The sequence below is a fragment of the Nocardiopsis tropica genome (assembly GCF_042660575.1).
GTDB classification, from domain to species: domain Bacteria; phylum Actinomycetota; class Actinomycetes; order Streptosporangiales; family Streptosporangiaceae; genus Nocardiopsis; species Nocardiopsis tropica.
This window is the reverse complement of record NZ_JBHSUF010000010.1, coordinates 213,529-231,935: the sequence shown is the minus strand read 5'-3', so window position 1 is coordinate 231,935 and position 18,407 is coordinate 213,529. Positions and strand designations below refer to the sequence as shown.

Genomic DNA, 18,407 nt, shown 5'->3' with positions numbered 1-18,407 from the left:
GGGGTGGCACACGACCGCAGCATGAAACGGCCTTGACCTGCGCTTGAAACAGGCCTCGGCAATGGTAATACCATTTGTGAGCTTCTGTGAACCACCCGTGCGGTTCTGTTACTCCCGCGAGACACGCGTCACCCCCGCCCGCGGACCCTCCCCGCCCGCGCAGGTGGGAGCACACCCCCTCCCGGACGTCCCGCCGCACGGCGAACCCTTGCCAAACTCCCCCCGCCCCGGTAGGAGTTCCTGGCCGGGACGCCCCCGATTCGCCCGGACAAACCGCCGCTCCCCACTCCCGCCGGGACGAACCTCCCCGAAGGTCCGGTGACATGCCCGCATTGCGGGCCGCCCGAAAACGGTGGCCGCACAGACGGGGGCGACGGCGCCCCGCCCCGGGGCCCCGCCCCGGCCAGGCGTCCGATTCCATTGACAGCATCCTGTCCAAATGACAGCATGTTGTCATGAGTGCAGAGAACAGGAAGACCGTTCACCTCGCCGTCTACGACGACCTCGCCGACTGGGAGATCGGCCACGCGGTGGCCACCATCCGCGGTGGCGAGTGGCAGCACGACCCGGGCCGCTACGACGTGGTCACCGTCGGCCTCAGCGGCGCGCCCGTCACGACCATGGGCGGGATCACGATCCTCCCCGACCTCGCACTGCCCCAGCTGGTGCCCTCCGCCAGCTCCATGCTGATCCTGCCCGGCGCCTCGGGCTGGGACGCCGACCCGGAGGCGCTCGCGCCCTTCGCGTCCGCCGCGGGAATCTTCCTCGACGCCGGGGTGCCGGTCGCCGCCATCTGCGGCGCCACCGCCGGGCTCGCCCGCGAGGGCCTGCTCGACTACCGCGACCACACCAGCGCCGCGCCCGAGTACCTTCTCGGCACCGGATACGCGGGCACCGGCCGCTACCGCTCCGAGCTCACCGTCTCCGACGGCGGCCTCATCACGGCCGGTCCCACCGCGCCCCTCGAGTTCGCCCGCGCGATCTTCGCCGCCCTCCACCTCTTCACGCCGCGCGTCCTCGACGCCTGGTACAGGCTGCACGCTCAGCACGACCCCGACGCCTACCACGTCCTGCTGGAGGGGTCCTGAGCATGGCGTCGACCGCCGACAGACACTCCGAGCTGTTCACCGGCACGGCGCTCACCGTCTTCCGCCTCAACGGGCAGCTCCTCTCGGTGGCGGAGGAACTGGCCCGCTCGGCCGGTCTGACCGCGGCCCGCTGGCAGGTGCTCGGCGCCGTGACCGACGAGCCCCTGCCGGTGTCGGCGGTGGCCCGCAGGTTCGGCACCACCCGGCAGAGCGTCCAGCGCATCGCCGACCTGCTGGTGGAGAGGAGGCTGGCCGAGTACCGCCCCAACCCGGCGCACAGCCGGGCCAAGCTGCTCGCGCCCACCGAGGAGGGCCTGGAGGCCCTGCGGCGGATCGACCCGGACCACGGCAGGGTCGCCGACGCACTGGTCGCCGAACTGGGTGAGGACGGCGCCGAGCGCGCCCTGGAGTCCCTGCACCGGCTCTCCCGGGCCCTGGACCGGCTCGGGGAGGGGTGAGGGCGGGGCAGTATCGTCCCTTCCACGGCCCGTCCCGCGCTCCGCCGGGCCGCCCCGCCGTCCGTGTCCCGGGTGCCGCGCGCCCGGGACACGCCTCCGCCCCCGAGAGCCGGGGGCGCCGTACCCAGCCGAAGGAAGCCGCCATGATCGACCTGCGCTCCGACACCCTCACCCGCCCCACCCCCGCCATGCGCCGGGCCATCGCCGAGGCGGAGGTCGGCGACGACGTGTGGGGGGAGGACCCGACCGTCCGAGCCCTGGAGGAGGAGACCGCGGACCTGCTCGGCAAGGAGGCCGCGCTGTACGTGCCCTCGGGGCACATGGCCAACCAGCTGGGCCTGTACGTGTCCACCCGCAGCGGCGACGAGGTCTGGGCGCACGAGCACCACCACCTCATCGGCGACGAGCAGGGCGCCACGGCGGTGCTGGCCCGCGCCCTCCCCCGGCTGTACTCCGACGGGATCTTCCCCACCGACGAACTGCTGGAGTCGTGGATCGCCGGCCGCGGCGACGTCCACCGGGCCGAGCCCGCCCTGGTGTGGCTGGAGAACACGTTCACCGGGCGGGTGGTCCCGCTCGCCGAGCAGGCCCGGGTGACGGGGTTCGCGCACCGGCACGGGCTGCGCGCCCACCTGGACGGCGCCCGCCTGTGGAACGCGGCCGTCTTCCTCGGCACGGCCCCCTCCGCGGTCGCCGACGGGTTCGACACCGTCTCCGTGTGCTTCTCCAAGGGGCTGGGCGCCCCGGTGGGATCGGCCCTGGCCGGCGACGCCGACACGGTGGCGCGCGCCCGGCGCGGGCGCAAGATGCTCGGCGCGGGGATGCGCCAGGCGGGCGTCATCGCCGCCGGGGCGCTGTACGCGCTGCGCCACCACAGGGAGCGGATGGCCGAGGACCACGAGCGGGCCGCCGTCCTGGCCGCACGGATCACCGAGCTGTCCGGGCTGCCCGCCCTGGCGCAGACCAACATGGTGCTGGTGCGGACCCCGGCCGGGGAGGCCCGCCGGTACGCCGAGGCCTTCTCGCGCCACGGTGTCACGGGGCTGGGCAGCGGCGCGTCGATCCGCCTCGTGGTGCACCTGGAGATCACCGACCGCGACGTCGAGGACGCGGCCCGGAGGATCGCCGAGGCCGTCGAGGAGCTGTGACCTCACCCGCGGCCCAGGTCGGGGCGGGACGGGCGGCTACACTGGCCCGATCCCGCATGCCGCCGGACGACCGTTCCCCTGCCGGGCATCACATCGCGTAGTAGCATTTCGCGTATGACATTGTCGTACTAGAGAGTGGTAGCACCTCAATGCCGGGAAGAATCCAGTCGATCGAACGCGCGGCGGCCATCCTCCGGATCCTGGCCACCGGCGCCCGGGGGCTGAGCCTGGCGGAGATCTCCCGGTCACTGGAGCTGCCCAAGGGCACCGCCCTCGGGATCCTGCGCACCCTCCAGCACGTGGGGTTCGTCGAGCAGGACCCCGAGTCCGGCCGCTACCGCCTGGGCGGGGGCATGCTCAGCCTGGGCACCCGCTACCTGGACGGCAACGAGCTGCGCACCCGGGCCCTGAACTGGGCCGACAGCCTGGCCTCCCGCAGCGGTGAGAGCGTGCGCATCGGCACCCTGCACAAGCACCAGGTGCTGGTGGTGCACCACGTGTTCCGCCCGGACTCCTCGCGCCAGACGCTCGACGTGGGCACCCTGCTCCCCCTGCACGCCACCGCCATCGGCCGGGTGCTGATGGCCTTCGACCCCCTGGCCGTGCCCGAGGAGGACACGGACGCCGTCGAGGCGGGCGGGGCGGTGACCCTGCCGTCGTTCACCCGGCACACCGTGACCTCCCCCGCCGTCCTGGAGCGGCGGCTGGACGAGGTCCGCGAGAACGGCTGGGCCTGGGAGGTCGAGGAACTCGTCGACGGAGAGGTGTCGATCGCCGCGCCCATCCGCGACCGGCGCGGCACCACGGTCGGCGCCATAGGCGTCCGCGGCGCCGTCGAGCGCCTGCGCGGCGAGGAGGGCCGGCCCGACATGGAGCAGGTCTCGTACGTGCGCGACGCCGCGAGGGCCATCTCGCGGGACCTGGGCGTCACCCCGTACTGAGCGCGTCCCGCCGCGCCCCGGCCCGGCCGCCCCGCGCCGGTTCCGCGCGGTGGCTTCCGTGAGCCGCCCCTTCCCTGGCACCGTTGCCCGGCAGGCTGCGTGACCCACGCGACACGATTGCGTCACACGGCCTTGACATGGGAAGGAAGAACGGATGAAACTAACGCCTACCCATGCGTCAATGTCGTACAACGTGCGGGGATAACCCGTGTGCGTGTGTGTCCGGCCCCCATCCCGAGCCCTCCACCTTGAAGGCGAGCAACCGATGAGTCAGCAGTACGTCGCCGCGATCGACCAGGGCACCACGTCGAGCCGCTGCATCCTCTTCGACCGGGACGGACGCATCGTCTCCGTCGACCAACGCGAGCACAGGCAGATCTTCCCCCAACCGGGGTGGGTCGAGCACGACGCCGAGGAGATCTGGACCAACGTCGAGGTGGTCGTCCAGGAGGCCCTGGAGAAGAGCGACATCACGCCCGACCAGGTCGCCGCCGTCGGCATCACCAACCAGCGCGAGACCACCGTGGTGTGGGACCGGGAGACCGGCAAGCCCGTCCACAACGCCATCGTCTGGCAGGACACCCGCACCGACGACCTGATCCGCGCACTGGCCGCGGACGGCGGCCAGGACCGGTTCCGCGAGAGGTCCGGCCTTCCGCTGGCCACCTACTTCTCCGGCCCCAAGCTGCGCTGGCTGCTCGACAACGTGGACGGGCTCCGCGAACGGGCCGAACGGGGCGAGGTCCTGTTCGGCACCATGGACACCTGGATCATCTGGAACCTGACCGGCCGCCACGTCACCGACGTGACCAACGCGAGCCGCACCATGCTCATGAACCTGGCCACCCTGGAGTGGGACCCCGAGATCCTCGACGCACTGGGCATCCCGGCGGCCGTGCTGCCGGAGATCCGCTCGTCCTCGGAGGTCTACGGCGAGGCCCGCGGCTACCTGGAGGGCACCCCCGTCGCGTCCGCTCTCGGCGACCAGCACGCCGCCCTGTTCGGCCAGACCTGCTTCGACCCGGGCGACGTCAAGGGCACCTACGGCACCGGCACGTTCCTGGTCATGAACACCGGCACCGAGCCGGTGACCTCACAGAACGGCCTGCTCACCACGCTCGGCTACAAGCTCGGCGACGAACCGGCCGTGTACGCCCTGGAGGGCTCGATCGCGGTCACGGGGTCGCTGGTGCAGTGGCTGCGCGACAACCTCGGCCTGATCTCGACCGCTCCGGAGATCGAGACGCTGGCCCGCACCGTGGACGACAACGGCGGCTGCTACATCGTGCCGGCGTTCTCCGGCCTGTTCGCCCCGCACTGGCGCAGCGACGCCCGGGGCGTGATGGCGGGCCTGACCGGGTACGTCACCAAGGGCCACATCGCGCGCGCCGTCCTGGAGGCCACCGCGTGGCAGACCCGCGAGGTCGTCGACGCGATGAACGCCGACTCGCGGATCGACCTGACGACGCTCAAGGTGGACGGCGGCATGACCGCCGACAACCTGCTCATGCAGATCCTGTCCGACGTCCTGGACGCCGAGGTCGTACGGCCGATGGTCGCCGAGACCACCTGTCTCGGCGCCGCCTACGCCGCGGGGCTGGCGGTGGGCTACTGGCCCGACGTGGAGACGCTGCGCGCCAACTGGCACAAGGCGGCCGAGTGGAACCCGGAGATGGAGCCCGCCGTCCGCGAGCGCGAGTACCACAACTGGAACAAGGCCGTGCGACGCACCCTGGACTGGGTCGAGCACGAGGAAGCGTAGGCCGGGGCAGGGCCCCGTCCGAACGACCGCCGCCCAGGGGCGCCACGGCTGCCACCTGCTCCCCTGGGAGGCGGTACAGGGGGCGCGACCGCGCCCCCGTCCCATCTCCATCCTGTGACGGGTGTGTCTGATTATGCCCGCGTCCGGCGTGCGGTCGCGCCCCGCGAGCACACCTGACCTCCCGTGACCCGGCTGCCCCTCACCGGGGCGGAGGTCCTCCATGGTGTACCTGGCAGAGTTCGTCGGAACGGCGATCCTCATCCTGCTCGGCGGCGGTGTCGTCGCCGGAGTCTCCCTCGCCCGATCGAAGGCCCTCAACGGGGGCTGGATCGTGGTCACGTTCGGCTGGGGCATGGCGGTCGCGATGGCCGTCTACGTCGTCGGTTCCACGAGCGGCGCGCACATCAACCCCGCGGTGACCCTCGGCCTGGCCAGCATCGGCGAGTTCGCCTGGGCCCAGGTGCCCGGCTACATGCTGGCCCAGCTGGGCGGCGCGTTCACCGGCGCCGTCCTGGTCTACCTGGCCTACTTCGCGCACTGGAAGGTGACCGACGACCCGGAGGCCAAGCTGGGCGTGTTCAGCACCTCCCCCGGCGTGCGCAACCCGGTCGCCAACCTCGTCACCGAGATCATCGGCACCGCGATGCTGCTCCTGGGCGTGCTCGGGATCGGCGCGAACTCGGGCTTCGTCTCCGAGGGGGACGTGGACCTGGGCGGCTTGTTCACCAACGGCATCGCGCCGCTGATGATCGGCCTGCTCGTGCTCGCGATCGGCCTGTCCCTGGGCGGGCCGACGGGCTACGCCATCAACCCCGCCCGCGACCTGGGTCCGCGCCTGGCGCACGCGCTGCTGCCGATCCCGGGCAAGGGCGGATCGGACTGGGGCTACTCCTGGATCCCGGTCGTCGGCCCGCTCGTGGGCGGTGTGATCGGCGCGTGGATCTGGAAGCTGACCGGGTTCGGGGTCTGACCGCCCCGGCCCGCGGTGGAACGGGGGCGCCCGGCGTTCGCGCCGGGCGCCCCCGTCCGCGTCCGCCCGACCGCCCCACCGCCCCGGAGGACGGGAGCCGGTGCTCGGCACGCGGGCCCTAGGCCCCGAGGTGGACCTCACGGAGGTAGTCGAGGGTCTCCCCCGGGCGGAGGGCGACCAGTCGGAGGTGGTTGAGGATGTTCTGGTAGCGCACCACCTCGTCGGGCTCCTCCAGGTAGATGCCGTCGGTGTCGGTCTCCAGGTAGACGACCATCGGGTCGATGGGCTCGGGGAACTCCATGATCACGAAGGGGCCGCCGGCGCCGGGGTTGAGCTTGGCCGCCAGGGTCATCTGGACGGTGACGTGGGGACGCTCCGCCATCTCCACGATGTGCGCCACCTGGGCCCGCTTGGCGTCGGGGAAGTCCCGGAGCCTCAGCAGCGCCCCCTCGTCGAAGACCGCGTACAGCTCCGGCGGGTCCTCGTCGTCCAGAATGCGCTGGCGGGTCATCTTGGCGTCCGTCACCCTGCGGATGTCCTGGGGGTTGGCCATCCCGGCCAGGGCCGTCACCCGCATGTACTCGGGCACCTGGAGAAGGCCCGGCACGACGATCGGCTGCCAGGTGGTGATGGAGCTCGCCTCGGTCTCGAAGCCGACGTAGCGCGCGGCGAGGACGTCCCGGTAGCGGCTCCACCAGCCCCGTTCGAGGGCCTGGCGGCACAGGTTGAGGATCTCGTCGTACTCCTGGCCGGGCCCGACCCCGAAGGCGTCCAGGACGGCTCGGACCTCGCTGAGTCTGGGGCGCTTCTTCACGCCGGACTCGATGTTGGAGTAGGTGGACTTGGACAGGCCCGAGGCGGCGGCGGCCTCTTCGCTGGTCTTCCTCGCGGCCAGCCGCAGCCGCCGGAGTTCGGCGGAGAGGCGGCGGCGCCGGATCGTGGGTGAGTACCTGGTCGCCATGATGCCCCAATCGTAGGACTCGGGATGTCCCTCCGGTGGGGCAATCCGGGGAACCCGGGACCCGAAACCGCGCCCGGCCCCGGAGCCCCGCCCGCCGGCATCACACCCGTCCGGGCCCGGGCGCGACCGCGGTCCGGCGGGGCGCGCACGCGAACGGCCGCAAAGTATTCGACAATGCCGCACATCGATCACGAAGCGGGTTCACGCAGTCGTCTCTGGTCACACCGGCAGTACGACGCCCCCGTCAGGACCGGCGCGGGGCCGACGACACCCCGGACGGATGACCTCAGATCGTGCCGCCGTTCGGCATTGTCGTATTATGCAGGCGACACACGTCTGAAGGGTCTGAGCCCGTTCAGGCGCTTGCGGAGTCCCCGCCATCCCTCCGAACGGACGGAGCACCAGCCCATGACCACCAGCGCCCGCCAGAACGACACCTCCTCCGCCCGCTCCCGCACCCGGGACGAACTCTCCCGGGGAACCTTCGACCTCCTCGTCGTCGGCGGCGGCATCCTCGGCACGTCCGCCGCGTGGACCGCCACCCAGGCCGGGCTCCGGGTGGCCATGGTCGACTCCGGCGACTTCGCCGGGGCCACCTCCAGCGCCTCCTCCAAACTGGTGCACGGCGGACTGCGCTACCTCCAGACCGGCAACGTGCGCCTGGTCGCGGAGAACCACCGGGAGCGCCGCTCCCTCGCCTCCGACGTGGCCCCGCACCTGGTCAACCACATGCCGTTCCTGGTCCCCGTCTACTCGGGCGGGCCCCACGGCGCCGCGAAGATGGGGGCCGGGGTCTTCCTGTACTCGGCCCTGTCCGCGTTCGGTGACGGGATGGGCCGCCTGCTCTCCCCCGCCCAGGCCAAGCGCCTCGCGCCCGGACTGCGCACCGAGGGCCTGCGCTCGGTGGCCGCCTACAGCGACCACCAGATGAACGACAGCCGCATGGCCGTCATGACCGTGCGCGCCGCCGCCGACGCCGGCGCGGTGGTGCTCAACCACGCCGAGGTGGTGGGCCTGCGCACCACACGGGGCAGGGTCACAGGCGCCGACCTGCGCGACCGCGTCGGGGGCCACGAGTTCGGGATCGACGCCCGCCTGGTCCTCAACGCCACCGGGCCCTGGGTGGACGGCCTGCGGCGGATGGAGGACCCGGCGGCCGGGCCCAGCGTGCGCCTGTCCAAGGGCGCCCACCTGGTCCTGCGCACGCCCGAGCCGTGGCGCGCGGCGCTGACCATCCCCGTGGACCGGTACCGGGTCTCGTTCGCCATCCCGTGGGAGGGGAGGCTGCTGCTCGGCACCACCGACGAGGAGTACACCGGCGACCCGGCCGAGGTGGGGGTGGTCCCCTCCGACGTCGAGCAGATCCTGGGCGAGGCCGCGGTGGGCATCGACGCCCCCTACCTGGACGCCTCCCAGGTGACGTACTCCTTCGCCGGCCTGCGGGTGCTGCCGGGAGGCCCCGGCGGCACCAGCGCGGCCAAGCGGGAGACCGTGGTGAGCCAGGGGCGCGGCGGGATGCTGTCGGTGGCGGGCGGCAAGTGGACGACGTACCGACACATCGGCCGCACCGTCCTGGAGGAGCTGCGCAAGGTCTCGGCGGTGCCCCTGGGCGAGGACATGGTCGACCCGCTGCGCACCGTGCCGCTCCCCGGGCTGGCCAGCCCGGACGCGGTGACCCAGCGGCTCATCATCGACCGCGAGCCGGGCGCCCGCCTCGACCCGCTGGTCGCACGCCACCTGGCGTCGCACTACGGAAGCCTGGCGATGGACATCGCGGTCCTGGTCCGGGACCTCCCGGAGCTGGGCGAGCGCATCCACCCCGACGGGCCCGACATCTGGGCGCAGGTGGTCTTCGCGCGGGACCGCGAGTGGGCCGTGACCGTCGACGACGTGCTGCGCCGGCGCACCACGGTGACCGTGCGCGGCCTGGACACCCCGGAGGTGCGCGAGCGCACGGAGGCGCTGCTCGCGGACTGACCCGCCTCGCGGCACCCCGTCGGCCGCCGTCCCCTCACGGGGGCGGCGGCCGGTCCCGTGAGGGGGCACGGGGCCCGGGACGGCCGTCCCGACCGGGCCCCGGACACGCGAACGCCCCGGAAGGCGGTGCCTTCCGGGGCGTCCTACGACGTTCTACGTCTTAGAGCGCGACGACGTTCTCGGCCTGCGGGCCGCGGGTGCCGGCGACGATCTCGAACTCCACGCGCTGGTTCTCCTCCAGGTTGCGGAAGCCGCTACCCTGGATGGCGCTGTAGTGAACGAAGGCGTCGGGGCCACCGTCGTCGGGGGAGATGAAGCCGAAGCCCTTCTCGCCGTTGAACCACTTCACAGTTCCCTGAGCCATGTTCTCTCCTTCAGCTCGGTGTACACGAACGCATACTCACGTCCGAGAATTGCCGCGAGCCGACTCCAAGAGAAACCGCCCGCCGGTCACAAACTCCGCGGGCAAGACACCAACTGCGAAATTCAACGACTAACAATCTTCACCGAACTTACCACAGCCGAGCCAGCTCGCGAAGGTTTTCGGTGTGGCAACCCGCACGGCCCCGTCAGGAATACCGGCGGGCGGGGAGGGAACCGCGCGCGGCGGACCCCGTGGTCACGGGCGTGTCACGGCCTGTTCGCGAACCCGTCACCGCGATGTCGTTCCCGCACTTCAGCGCGGATGGGCGTCCGGGCGCTCCCCCGCACCGCCCCACCGCCGCCCCTCGGCGCGGGGCCCCTCCGTGCGGCCTTCCGGAAGGCGCCGCACGCGCCCTGGAACCCCCGTGGAACGCCCCCGGGGGGGGACGGTGCGGGGGCCCTGCGCGCGCCGGCGACTTCGCGGCCGCGCGCGTATGGGTGCGTATGGGCGCGTAGGAGAACGATCCCCACTGGTTTCGTAGGTGAATTCCGTTTTCGGTCGGCGGACCCGGCGCCGGCGGCCGAAGAACCGCGCGGCGCCGGTGGGAGCGGCGCGTGTGCCCGGCCGCCCCCACAGCACGCACCGCCCCGGATCCGCACGGTCCGGGGCGGCGTGGCGGCGCGCACGGACTACCCCTGGTCGATCCCGACGAAGTGTCCCTCCTCCACCTCGATCAGCGGAGCGGACTCCTCGTCGGCCGCCACCGGGAGGACGACGTCCTCCGGCGGGTTCGCCGCCAGCTCCGCGTCGACCTCCGCCCAGGTGCGGTGCAGCTGCGGCACGCACGAGAGGAGGTGGCGGCTGTAGGGGTGGAGGGGGTTCTCGAACACCCTGAGCGTGGGGCCCATCTCCGCGACGGCGCCCTTGCGCAGGATCACCGACTTGTCGCTGACGTAGTTGCCGAGCGACAGGTCGTGGGTCACGAACAGGATGCCGAGCCCGCGCTCCTTGAGGTCGCTGAGCAGGTTGAGCACGTCGATGCGCGTGGACGCGTCCAGCATGCTGATGATCTCGTCGGCCACCAGCAGCTTGATGTCCAGGAGCAGCGCCCGCGCGATCAGCACCCGCTGCAACTGGCCGCCGCTGAGCTGGTGGGGGTACTTGCCCAGGACGTTGCCCGGGTCCAGTCGGACCGTGGCCAGCGCGGCCAGGACCCGGTCCCGCCAGTCCGCGTCCGAGACCTCCGGGAAGTAGGAGGTCCTGATCATCTCGAAGACGCGATCGGCCTTGAAGATCGGGTTGAAGCAGCTGAACGGGTCCTGGAAGACCCCCTGCACCCTGCGGTAGTACTCCTTGCGCGCGGCGTGGCCCCGGATGGTGGTGATGTCGGTGCCGTCGAACGTGATCGTGCCGCCGGTCGGCCTGCTCAGGCCGAGCACCATCTTGCCGAGGGTGCTCTTGCCGCTGCCGCTCTCACCGATGAGCGAGACGACCTCGCCGGGCTCCACCGTCAGGCTGACGTCGCGCACCGCGCGCAGGCGGCCGCCGCCGAACGCGCCGACCCGGTACACCTTGTGCACATGGCTGAGTTCCAGCACGGTCTACCTCACCCCGTCTTCCAGCAGGCGGCCCAGTGGCCGGGTTCGATCTCCAGCAGCGGCGGCTGTTCGGAGCACTTGGAGAAGGCCATCGGGCAGCGGTCCTTGAACCGGCAGCCGGTCGGCGGGTTCAGCAGGCCGGGCGGCGTCCCGGGGATGCCCTCCAGTCGCCCCTGCTCCATGGTCGAGCCGACCTCGGGGAGAGCCGAGATGAGCATCTGGGTGTAGGGGTGGCGCGGCGCGTTGATGATGGTCTTCGCGGGGGCCTTCTCGGCGATGCGGCCCGCGTACATCACCATGATCGTGTCGGCCATCTGGTACACGAGCGAGATGTCGTGGGTCACGAACACCATGCTCTTGACGTACTCGCGGTCGCGGAACTCCACGAGCGACTCGGCGACCGACCGCTGCGTGGACACGTCCAGCGCCGAGGTGACCTCGTCGGCGATGAGCAGCGACGGGTTGAGCAGCGTGGCCATCACCATGACGACGCGCTGCTTCATGCCGCCCGACAGCTCGATCGGGAACCGGTTCAGCACGTCCGGGTCGAGTCCGACGAGCTCCAGTCGCCGGGTGAGCTCCTGGGAGATGTCGGCCGGACGGACGCCGCGCGAGCGCAGCAGCTCGTTGATCATCCGCCCGATCTTGCGGGTGGGGTTGAGCGCGCTCATCGCGTACTGCGGGATGAGCGAGATCTCGTGGTAGCGGAGGGGCACCATCGCGTCGTCGTCCGCGATCGGCACGTCCTTGCCGTCCAGGTCGATGGTGCCGCCGACGTGGCGCATCCGCGAGTCCAGCCGGATCAGGCTCTTGCCGAGGGTCGTCTTGCCGCAGCCGGACTCCCCCGCCAGGCCCATGATCTCGCCGTCGGCGAGGTCGAACGTGACTCCGTCGAGGGCGTGGACGTCCCCGCGCAGGGTCTTGTAGTAGACCTTCAGGTCGTTGACGCGCAGGGTCATTACAGCTCCCGCAGCTTGGGGTTGAAGACCTCGTCCAACCCGACGTTGAGGATGTACAGCGAGCTCACGATCACCGTGATGCCGAGGCCCGGCGGAACGAACCACCACCACATCCCGAACTGCAGGGCGCTCCACGCGACGGCGCTCTCCAGCATCAGGCCGAGGGACACCCCGTCCGAGGGGCCGAGCCCGATGAAGTCGAGGCCCGCGGCGATGAGGATGGCGCCGCCGAACAGCAGGATGAAGGACATCACCAGGTAGGAGCTCATGTTCGGGGCGATCTCGGTGGTGATGATCTTCCCCGTGCGCCGGCCGCTGAGGCGGGCCAGGTCCACGTAGTCGCGGGTGGCCAGCGACAGCGCCTGCGAGCGCACCGCGCGCGCGGCCCACGGCCAGGAGGTGAGGCCGATGAAGAGGCCCTGCACGAACACGCCGCGCGCGTCCAGGTAGGCGATCGCGACGATCAGCACGACCATCGCGGGCAGGACCAGGACCACGTTCGTGAGCATGTTGAGGATCTCGTCGACGATCCCGCCCTTGTAGCCGGCGATGAAGCCGACCGTCGTGCCGATGACGAACGCGATGCCGCCGCCGAACACGCCGATGAGGAACGTGGTGCGGACCCCGAACACGAACTGCGCCCAGATGTCCTGGCCGAAGGAGGTGGTGCCCAGCCAGAACTCTCCGTTGGGGGGCTGGCTCTGGGGGCCGACGTACTCGTTGGGCCCGTGGTCGACGAAGAGGGGGCCGATGAGGCCGAGCAGGAGGAACGCGAGGACGATGCCCAGGCCGATGAGCAGCTTGGGGTTGCGGCGGGCGTAGTGCAGTGTCTCGGAGCCCTTGCGCGGAGCCGCGGGTTCGGCTGCGGACTGGGCTCCGGGCGCCCCGGCGACGTTGGTCATGACGAGCCTCCCGTCATCTGGACCCGGGTGCGCGGGTCAACCAGGACGTACACGATGTCGATGATGAAGTTGGCGATCAGCACCCCGACGACCACGAACAGGAAGATCCCCTGGAGCAGGAAGAAGTCCCGGCTGTTCAGCGACTGGATGATGAGGGTGCCGAGGCCGGGGTAGTTGAACACGATCTCGGTGAGCAGCGATCCGGCGATGATCGTGCCCAGCTGCACCGCGAGCCCGGTGATCTGGGGCAGCATCGCGTTGCGGAAGGCGTACTTGCGGACCAGCCTGCGCGGAGCGCCGAGGGCCTGGAGGTAGTTCGAGTAGTCCGCCTCCAGCTCGTAGATGATCATGTTCCGCATGCCGATCGCCCAGCCGCCCAGCGCCACGACGAACATGGACAGGAACGGCAGGAACCAGTGGCTGATCAGGTCGGAGATGAACAGCCAGGTGAACTCGGGCCGGAGGGAGAAGCTGTACCCGCCCGAGACCGGGAAGACCCCGGCGACGACGCCCAGGCTCCAGGCGAGCAGCAGGGCCAGCCACATGTAGGGCGTGGCGGTCAGGACGTACCCGAGCGGCAGGATCGTGTTGTCGAGGATCTTGCTCCGGGCGGCGAAGGCCCCGAAGTGGTTGCCGACGACCCAGCTGAGCAGGATCGCGGGGAGCAGCACGGCCAGGGTGTAGGGCACCGAGCGCATGATGACGTCGGTGACGGGTTCGGGGTAGAGCATCACGCTGACGCCCAGGTCGCCCCGGAACAGCCCGCCCCAGAAGCTGAAGTACTGCTGGTACAGCGGCGTGTCGAGGCCGAAGACCTCGTTGTAGTAGGTGGTCATGCGCTCGAGGGCCTCGGGGTTGCCGACCGAGGCTCGCGCGAGCATGCTGCGGACGGGGTCGCCCGGCATGAAGCGCGGGATCATCCAGTTGATGGTGACCGCGATGACGAACGTAAGCAGGTAGACGAAGAGCTTACGGCCGATGTAGCGCCACACACGTTCCTCCAGGTGATGGCGTCGGACAGGCGGGGGTCCCCGGAGGGGCACGGCGGCGGACCCGGGAAGGGGAAGGGGTCCGCCCCGTGCCCCTCGGGGGCTCCCCGGCCGGGCGCGTACGCCGTGCTCCGGCCGGGGTGGGAGGGGTCGACGGGTGCGCGGAGGGGGGTGTCCGCGTGCCCACTAGCCGACCGGTTCGATCTCCGCGAGGGTGTGGATGGCGCCCATCTCGAGCCAGCCGTTCCAGAGCGTCGCGGCGCTCTGCGGAGCGCCCTCCTGCTCGCTGGGCCAGTTGGTCCAGGTCTCGTTCGTGGACTGCGACCAGAGGCCGTTGTACCAGAGCGGGATGGCCGGGAGCTCGGCCAGCTGGATCTCCTGGATCTGCGAGGTGATCTCGGCCGCGCCCTCCACGTCGTCGGCGGGGACGGCGGCCAGCTGCTCGACGAGCTGCCACACCTCCTCGTTCTCGTACCGCCCGAAGTTGACGGTGGTCTGCTGCTCGTTGACGGGCAGCTGGAAGAGGTAGTCGTAGTAGGTCCACGGCGTGTTGCTCATCTGGCGCTCGTTGTTGATCACCAGGTCGAACTCGCCGGAGTTGCGGTTCTCGACCAGCAGGTCCTCTTCGGGGAACTGGGCCTCGACGTTGATGCCGACCGCCTGGGCCTGCTGCGCGATCAGGCGGGCCGCCTCCATCCAGTCGGTCCAGCCGGAGGGGACCTCCAGGGTGAGGGCGATGGGCTCGCCGTCGGGCGTCTCGACGTAGCCGTCGCCGTCCTCGTCCATGTAGCCGGCGTCCTCGAGGATCGCGACGGCCTCATCGGCGTCGAAGGAGAAGCCCTCCTGCTCGACCAGCTCCTGGTCGATGTACTCGTCCCACTCGGGGAGCAGGCCCGTCGGGTTGGCCGCCTGGACCAGGTCCGTGTAGGGGCCGGAGATGATCTGCTCCATGTCGATGGCGTGGGCGAGCGCCTGGCGGAAGGCCGTGTCGTCGAGCGGCGCGCGCGTGACGTTGGGGACCAGCCACGCGGTGTTCGCGCTCTTCATGTACGGCGGGCCGTCGTAGAAGCTGGTGACGTTGGGGTTGCTGTTGAGGACCTGGTCGATCCCGGGGAGGAAGTTGTTCGAGAGGTCGATGTCTCCCTGGTTGATCATGTTCATCGTCACCTCGTTGGAGGCGTTGACGATGTCAACGATGTAGCGGGGCTGCATCTCCAGGTCGAGCGCCTCGGTGCCCCACCACTCGTCGTTGCGCTCCCAGACCATCCGGTCGTCGGTGTGCGACTCGTAGACGTAGGGGCCGGTGGCGACGATGTCCTCGTTGGCGCTGTCCGTGAGCGCCGTCTCCTCCATGTCGGCCCAGATGTGGGCGGGGAGGATCGGGTTGAGGTAGACCCAGTTCATCCACTCCTGGGGGCGGTTCTCCGCGAAGGTGACGGTCACCGTGCGCTCGTCGGTGGCCTCGGCGCTCTCGATGAAGTTCCAGATGTTGCTGTAGGAGACGGAGCCGAACTGGCCCAGCTCCAGGGTGGCGACGACGTCCTCGGCGACCAGGGGCTCGCCGTCCGACCAGGTGATCCCCTCGCGGAGGGTGATCTCGTGGACGTTCTCCGCGGTCCACTCGTCGCTCTCCGCGAGCCAGGGGACGTACTCGCCCTCGTTGGGGTCGTACAGGAAGAGCGTCTCGTAGGCCAGGCCGATCGTGCCGGGCGCGTACTGGCCCTTCATGAGCGGGTTCCAGCTGACCGGCGGACCCCATGCCGTACCCGTGGTGTACAGCGTCTCGCTCCGGGGGTACGACCCGGAGCCCTCCTCGTTCCCGCCGCCACCCGAGCACGCAGTGGCCGTGATGGCCAGTGCCGCGAGTGCCGCCGGAATCCGCAGACTTCTCATCCGGACTCCTCCTTGTCACCCGGTCGGCCTGTGGGGGGGCGCCCCTCCGGGAACCGGAGGGTTGGGAGCGCTCCCAGCAGAGGGAGCACAGGACCGTTGCTGAACCGGGTAAGTGAGGTTAACAACAACACGCCCACGGGAAGGCCGTCAATCCCCGACACTTCGCTGTTATTCGCTTGTAACAGCGAAGATGCGGGTACGTCAGTAAATTCACCCCTACTGAACCGGTTCCGCACAGGCGTTCACCGGCTCTCGGACGACGGTCGGCCGCGCTGCACCGTCACGCCCCCATGGGGCCCGTGCTCGCCCGCGGGTACAGCTCGCCCCGCGAGGTCTCCTGGTTGCGCACCGGCCTGCCCTCGATCGCGTCGCCGAGCATGGCCGCCGCGAGGCGGCCGTAGGAGACGATGTCCCGGGCGATCGCGGTCAGCGAGGGCCGCACCAGTCGGCACAGGACGGAGTCGTCCCACGCCACGATCGACAGCTGGGAGGGCACGCCGACCCCCATCTCCCGCGCCACGCCGAGGCCGGCCACGGCCATGAGGTCGTTGTCGTAGACCAGCGCGGTCGGGCGGTCCGTCCGTGCCAGCAGCCTGCGCGTGGTCCGCGTCCCGGCCTCGCCGGTGTAGTCGGCGTGCACCGAGTACGCCTCCGCCAGGCCCGCCTGCTCCGCCGCGTCCAGGAACGCCGCGGTCCTCGCCCTGGTGTGCACGAACTCCTCCGGGCCCGCCACCCGCACGATGCGCCGGTGCCCCAGCGCTGCCAGGTAGTGGACGACCTCGCGCATGGCCACGGAGTCGTCGGTGTAGAGGCACGGGAGCGAGCCCGCCCCCTCGGGGCCGCCCAGGACGACCGCGGGCAGCGGCAGGCCCTCCACGAGGCCGATCCGGGGGTCGTCCACCCGCAGGTCGACCATGATCACGCCGTCGACCCGGCGCTCCGCCGACCAGCGCCGGTAGGCCGCGGTCTCGGCGCCCATGTCCTCGGTGACCTGGAGGAGCAGGTCGTTGTTGGAGGAGGCCAGTTCCGTCTCGATGCCGGAGACCAGCTGCATGAAGAAGGGTTCGAGCCCCAGCGAGTGCGCCGGGCGGTCGACCACCAGGCCGATCGCCCCTATCCGACCGCCCGGCGAGAGCGCCCGCGCGGGACTGCTCGGGGCCCAGCCCATGTCGCTGGCGATCGCCAGGATACGCCGACGGGTCTCCTCGGAGACCCCGGGCCGCCCGTTGAGCGCGTACGAGACCGCCCCCTTGGACACCCCGGCGGCCTTGGCGATGTCCACGATCGTCGGACGCCGCATCAACCCCCCCATTCGCCCCCCTGATCACAGAAACTGAACCGGTTAAGCAGACGGCTAGGGAGTGTACTGCATGGCCTGTCGGCGTCCAGATCCCCTCGGCGGCCGGGGCCGGGAGCGGGTCAGCCCCGCTGACACCCCGGGCACCAGTAGAGGGTGCGTCCGGCCAGCTCGGACGCGGCGACGGGCGAGGAGCACACGCGGCACGGCTCGCCGGTCCGGTAGCAGACGTACAGCGTGTCCGGCCTGGGCACGGGACGCGCGTCGGGATCGGGCCGGTCCTCGGGGCGGGTGGTGATGATGTAGCCGTCGCGCACCCCGTCGCGGAGCAGGCCGGCGAGGTCCTCCCACAGCGCCGCCCACTGCCCGGCGGTCAGTTCGCGGCCCGGCGTCGCCGGGTCGATCCCCGCCCTGAAGAGCGACTCGGCCCGGTAGATGTTGCCGATCCCCGCGATGACGTCCTGGCGCATGAGCAGCGCCGCGATGCTGGTCCTGGAACGGCTGACCGTACGCCAGGCCCGTTCGGGGTCGGCGTCGTCGCGCAGGGGGTCGGGGCCGAGCCGGTCCTGGACGGCCTGCTTCTCGTCCTCCGTGACGACCTCGCAGGCGGAGGGGCCGCGCAGGTCGGCCCACCCGGAGGCGTTGACGAGCCGGGCGCGCACCGCGCCGACGGGTGCCGGCGGCACGACCAGCCCGTCCCCGTCCCGGACGAGGGGGGCGAGGTCGGCGCCCCGCGCGCGGGGCGCGCCGAGGTGGCGTTCGCCGTCCGCGTCACCGAAGGTCCACGCCCCGTACAGGCCCAGGTGCACCCGCAGCCACTCACCCGAGTCGAACCCGAGGAAGAGGTGCTTGCCGTGGGCCTCGCTCTCCGTGAGGACGCGGCCGTCCACCCGCGCGGCACCCTCCGCGAAGCGGCCCTGGGGGCTGGTGGCGCGTACCGTCCCGCCGCCGAAGGCCTTCTCGAAGTGCGCCGCCAGTCGGTGCAGCGTGTGACCCTCGGGCACCGGTGTTCCCCTCTCCCCTCCGCCCGGCGGGCACGCGGATCCTCCGCGTTCCGGGCGTTCCGTCCCAGGGTAGTGCGGCGCGCAGGCCGCCCGGGG

Annotated in this window: 16 protein-coding genes; 7 read left to right on the top strand and 9 right to left on the bottom strand. The window is 71.2% G+C overall.

Going from position 1 to position 18,407, the window contains the following annotated elements; all coding sequences use genetic code 11:
• Positions 1-455 precede the first annotated feature (455 nt).
• From ACFQBR_RS18185 to ACFQBR_RS18160, 6 genes are all read left to right on the top strand, one after another.
• Positions 456-1,088 (top strand): DJ-1/PfpI family protein, encoded by a 633-nt coding sequence (locus ACFQBR_RS18185; protein ID WP_344179707.1) that lies wholly within the window; start codon positions 456-458, stop codon positions 1,086-1,088.
• Between the two features lie 2 nt (positions 1,089-1,090).
• Positions 1,091-1,546, top strand: a complete 456-nt coding sequence (locus tag ACFQBR_RS18180; RefSeq protein ID WP_267948395.1) for a MarR family winged helix-turn-helix transcriptional regulator — start codon at positions 1,091-1,093, stop codon at positions 1,544-1,546.
• A gap of 143 nt (positions 1,547-1,689) precedes the next feature.
• Positions 1,690-2,694, top strand: coding sequence for a threonine aldolase family protein (locus ACFQBR_RS18175; RefSeq protein ID WP_344179709.1), 1,005 nt, complete (start codon positions 1,690-1,692; stop codon positions 2,692-2,694).
• 149 nt (positions 2,695-2,843) lie between these two features.
• Positions 2,844-3,635 (top strand): IclR family transcriptional regulator, encoded by a 792-nt coding sequence (locus ACFQBR_RS18170; protein WP_344179711.1) that lies wholly within the window; start codon positions 2,844-2,846, stop codon positions 3,633-3,635.
• A 265-nt stretch (positions 3,636-3,900) separates the two neighbouring features.
• A complete protein-coding gene (gene glpK / locus ACFQBR_RS18165) occupies positions 3,901-5,397 on the top strand; it encodes a glycerol kinase GlpK (RefSeq protein WP_344179714.1) in 1,497 nt (498 codons plus the stop codon).
• Between the two features lie 220 nt (positions 5,398-5,617).
• Positions 5,618-6,367, top strand: coding sequence for an MIP/aquaporin family protein (locus tag ACFQBR_RS18160; RefSeq protein WP_267948391.1), 750 nt, complete (start codon positions 5,618-5,620; stop codon positions 6,365-6,367).
• A gap of 118 nt (positions 6,368-6,485) precedes the next feature.
• Here ACFQBR_RS18160 and ACFQBR_RS18155 read toward each other — a convergent pair whose 3' ends face one another.
• Positions 6,486-7,328: a helix-turn-helix domain-containing protein gene (locus ACFQBR_RS18155; protein WP_267948390.1), complete on the bottom strand. Its 843-nt coding sequence runs from the start codon at positions 7,326-7,328 to the stop codon at positions 6,486-6,488.
• A 408-nt stretch (positions 7,329-7,736) separates the two neighbouring features.
• Between ACFQBR_RS18155 and ACFQBR_RS18150 the strand changes: the two genes are divergently transcribed.
• The gene (locus ACFQBR_RS18150; RefSeq protein ID WP_267948389.1) at positions 7,737-9,305 is read left to right on the top strand and encodes a glycerol-3-phosphate dehydrogenase/oxidase; all 1,569 of its coding nucleotides are present in this window, start codon (positions 7,737-7,739) and stop codon (positions 9,303-9,305) included.
• A 160-nt stretch (positions 9,306-9,465) separates the two neighbouring features.
• Here the strand turns inward: ACFQBR_RS18150 and ACFQBR_RS18145 are convergent, their stop codons facing one another.
• From ACFQBR_RS18145 to ACFQBR_RS18110, 8 genes are all read right to left on the bottom strand, one after another.
• Positions 9,466-9,669, bottom strand: coding sequence for a cold-shock protein (locus tag ACFQBR_RS18145; protein WP_267948388.1), 204 nt, complete (start codon positions 9,667-9,669; stop codon positions 9,466-9,468).
• A gap of 689 nt (positions 9,670-10,358) precedes the next feature.
• Complete coding sequence (locus ACFQBR_RS18140) at positions 10,359-11,267, bottom strand: ABC transporter ATP-binding protein (RefSeq protein ID WP_330157431.1); 909 nt, start codon at positions 11,265-11,267, stop codon at positions 10,359-10,361.
• Between the two features lie 8 nt (positions 11,268-11,275).
• Positions 11,276-12,226: an ABC transporter ATP-binding protein gene (locus ACFQBR_RS18135; RefSeq protein WP_330157432.1), complete on the bottom strand. Its 951-nt coding sequence runs from the start codon at positions 12,224-12,226 to the stop codon at positions 11,276-11,278.
• Positions 12,226-13,128 carry an ABC transporter permease gene (locus ACFQBR_RS18130; RefSeq protein ID WP_344179717.1) on the bottom strand — a complete coding sequence of 301 codons (903 nt, stop codon included), beginning with the start codon at positions 13,126-13,128 and terminating at the stop codon, positions 12,226-12,228. The genes ACFQBR_RS18135 and ACFQBR_RS18130 overlap by 1 nt, the downstream gene beginning before the upstream one ends.
• The gene (locus ACFQBR_RS18125; RefSeq protein WP_330157434.1) at positions 13,125-14,120 is read right to left on the bottom strand and encodes an ABC transporter permease; all 996 of its coding nucleotides are present in this window, start codon (positions 14,118-14,120) and stop codon (positions 13,125-13,127) included. Before ACFQBR_RS18125 ends, ACFQBR_RS18130 begins: the two co-directional genes overlap by 4 nt.
• Positions 14,121-14,303: 183 nt before the next feature.
• Positions 14,304-16,010 carry an ABC transporter substrate-binding protein gene (locus tag ACFQBR_RS18120; RefSeq protein WP_344179719.1) on the bottom strand — a complete coding sequence of 569 codons (1,707 nt, stop codon included), beginning with the start codon at positions 16,008-16,010 and terminating at the stop codon, positions 14,304-14,306.
• A gap of 280 nt (positions 16,011-16,290) precedes the next feature.
• Complete coding sequence (locus tag ACFQBR_RS18115) at positions 16,291-17,310, bottom strand: LacI family DNA-binding transcriptional regulator (RefSeq protein WP_267948382.1); 1,020 nt, start codon at positions 17,308-17,310, stop codon at positions 16,291-16,293.
• Between the two features lie 119 nt (positions 17,311-17,429).
• A complete protein-coding gene (locus ACFQBR_RS18110) occupies positions 17,430-18,311 on the bottom strand; it encodes an Fpg/Nei family DNA glycosylase (protein WP_267948381.1) in 882 nt (293 codons plus the stop codon).
• Positions 18,312-18,407 lie beyond the last annotated feature (96 nt).

What these genes read in the sequence shown, in the direction of transcription:
- ACFQBR_RS18185 (WP_344179707.1), top strand. Translation starts at nt 456, where the DNA reads ATGAGTGCAGAGAACAGGAAGACCGTTCACCTCGCCGTCTACGACGAC.
- ACFQBR_RS18180 (WP_267948395.1), top strand. Translation starts at nt 1,091, where the DNA reads ATGGCGTCGACCGCCGACAGACACTCCGAGCTGTTCACCGGCACGGCG.
- ACFQBR_RS18175 (WP_344179709.1), top strand. Translation starts at nt 1,690, where the DNA reads ATGATCGACCTGCGCTCCGACACCCTCACCCGCCCCACCCCCGCCATG.
- ACFQBR_RS18170 (WP_344179711.1), top strand. Translation starts at nt 2,844, where the DNA reads ATGCCGGGAAGAATCCAGTCGATCGAACGCGCGGCGGCCATCCTCCGG.
- glpK (WP_344179714.1), top strand. Translation starts at nt 3,901, where the DNA reads ATGAGTCAGCAGTACGTCGCCGCGATCGACCAGGGCACCACGTCGAGC.
- ACFQBR_RS18160 (WP_267948391.1), top strand. Translation starts at nt 5,618, where the DNA reads ATGGTGTACCTGGCAGAGTTCGTCGGAACGGCGATCCTCATCCTGCTC.
- ACFQBR_RS18155 (WP_267948390.1), bottom strand. Translation starts at nt 7,328, where the DNA reads ATGGCGACCAGGTACTCACCCACGATCCGGCGCCGCCGCCTCTCCGCC.
- ACFQBR_RS18150 (WP_267948389.1), top strand. Translation starts at nt 7,737, where the DNA reads ATGACCACCAGCGCCCGCCAGAACGACACCTCCTCCGCCCGCTCCCGC.
- ACFQBR_RS18145 (WP_267948388.1), bottom strand. Translation starts at nt 9,669, where the DNA reads ATGGCTCAGGGAACTGTGAAGTGGTTCAACGGCGAGAAGGGCTTCGGC.
- ACFQBR_RS18135 (WP_330157432.1), bottom strand. Translation starts at nt 12,226, where the DNA reads ATGACCCTGCGCGTCAACGACCTGAAGGTCTACTACAAGACCCTGCGC.
- ACFQBR_RS18130 (WP_344179717.1), bottom strand. Translation starts at nt 13,128, where the DNA reads ATGACCAACGTCGCCGGGGCGCCCGGAGCCCAGTCCGCAGCCGAACCC.
- ACFQBR_RS18120 (WP_344179719.1), bottom strand. Translation starts at nt 16,010, where the DNA reads ATGAGAAGTCTGCGGATTCCGGCGGCACTCGCGGCACTGGCCATCACG.
- ACFQBR_RS18115 (WP_267948382.1), bottom strand. Translation starts at nt 17,310, where the DNA reads ATGCGGCGTCCGACGATCGTGGACATCGCCAAGGCCGCCGGGGTGTCC.